The organism is Ruegeria sp. (assembly GCF_028066395.1).
Taxonomy (GTDB): Bacteria; Pseudomonadota; Alphaproteobacteria; order Rhodobacterales; family Rhodobacteraceae; genus Ruegeria.
Map to the genome: position 1 here is coordinate 1 of NZ_JALCBM010000115.1, position 1839 is coordinate 1839.

The 1839-nt window shown below is 37.1% G+C and carries 2 protein-coding genes; one reads left to right on the top strand and one right to left on the bottom strand.

Annotated elements, in window-relative coordinates; all coding sequences use genetic code 11:
- Window positions 1-1014: hypothetical protein (locus MPJ51_RS21185; RefSeq protein ID WP_298390953.1), on the top strand; the 1014-nt coding region annotated here is incomplete at its 5' end.
- A 479-nt stretch (window positions 1015-1493) separates the two neighbouring features.
- Here the strand turns inward: MPJ51_RS21185 and MPJ51_RS21190 are convergent.
- A partial coding sequence (locus MPJ51_RS21190) for a helicase HerA-like domain-containing protein (protein ID WP_298390955.1) occupies window positions 1494-1839 on the bottom strand: 346 nt, incomplete at its 5' end.

Genomic DNA, 1839 nt, shown 5'->3' on the forward strand with positions numbered 1-1839 from the left:
TATATTTTTTCATCCCGATTGAAAAATTATGATCACACTTGGATGGACACTTTGTGTCTTTCGGGTTCAACTGCCTGGGGAAGATTTAGAGTTCCAAAAAATAATGGAAGCAAAAAATCTTCTCCGATAAAAACAACGCCGATCACAATTGTGAAAAGAACTAATTTAGATATATGGAAAAATATCGTCAGTGCTCCAGAAAATAATTTTGAAGATTTATCAAACAACGCAAAAAAAGTTTTTGATTTTATCTCTTCAAAAGGAGCGTCGTTTTTTGAGGAAATTATTTCCGGATCAAAATGTCTCAAGGCAGAAACAGAAATTGCTTTAGCCGAACTTGTTGCAAAAGGTCTGATCACCTCTGACAGCTACACAGGTTTGAGAGCTCTTCTTGTCAGATCAAAATATAAAACACAAAGAGGTCAAAGAAGAAAAAGAATTAGCTTCAACATGGAAGGCGCAGGCAGGTGGTCGCTCATAAAAAAATCAGAAGAGCAAGAAGAAGAGAGCAAAAATTTATCCGAAGAAATGCGAGCACTCGCTCGTATTTTTTTAAATAGATACGGTGTAGTGTTTAGAAAGTTACTCGAACGTGAGAGTTTTTCACCACCTTGGAGAGACCTTGTGAGAGCGCTCAGGTTGCTTGAGCTCAGAGGAGAGGTTAGGGGAGGAAGGTTTGTTGAAGGTGTGACCGGGGAGCAATTTGCGCTACCCGAAGCAGTGGCTTCGCTTAGGGATATGAGGAGAAAAAAAACTACAGGCCGCCTTGTCTCTTTGAGTGCTTCAGACCCGCTTAATTTGATGGGAATAATTACACCCGGAAAAAAGATTTCTTCTCATTATAAAAATAGAGTTTTGTATAGAGACGGGGTGCCCGCTGCCTACAAAGAAGGAGAGCAAATCAGGCTTCTTTCAGAGTTTGATAACTCAGAAGAATGGAGCATAAAACAGACACTTATAAAGAGAAATTTTTCACCCAAATTAAAACCCTATTTAGGCAAAGGAGCAGCTTAATAGCTCAATTAGACGCTAAAAATCTACGTCCGATAATGTTCAATTATGTTAACTTTCATTTTCAATATTATCCAATAATTACAGCAGCTTAGAATGATTGTTGTGAAGTGCTGTAAAAACTCTATTTTCTCAGAAATAATATATGTAAGAATTACAGTTAGTTATATGTAATACTTAAAGTGGGAATTAGGTCTATCTTTTACAATCTTTTAGTAGTACAAATATTCCGGTGAACTTCCGATGAACTAACTGTTCATTTTTAGTGTATCTGAGTAATAAAAATATTAGTGATTATAGTATAGTATTTCGATTTTGTATCTAAGCTTGTTTGAACCGTCTATTGGAAGTATTCCCCACATCTTAAAGTCTGATATTAGATATTGAATCTTTATCCCCACTTTTTGATATCGTGGTTTAAAATCTTTATTTAACTCCCTGATATTAGTTAAAATGATTGACCCAAAATAGACCTGGATTGATTATTTCAAGATGGATCCTAGGATACCTCTTATTAGTTTGTTGCCAATCTGTCTTCCCACGGTTCGAGCCGCACTTTTTGCCATTGTTTCAACAATTCCTTGACGAGGCCTACCTCGTTTTTTCTTTGCTTTGGGAGTTTCTTTAGGGGCTTGCTTTGCTCGCTTTTTTAGCATCTCGTAGGCCGATTCACGATCGACAGTTTTCTCATAAAATCCATAAACAAGAGAGCTCTTGATTATCCGTTTTCTCTCCTTGGATTCTATGGGTCCAATCCGGCTAAAGGGGGGCCTTATCAAAGCTTGTTCAACAATATTCAACAACGGCTGTTCTGATGACTCTGATATC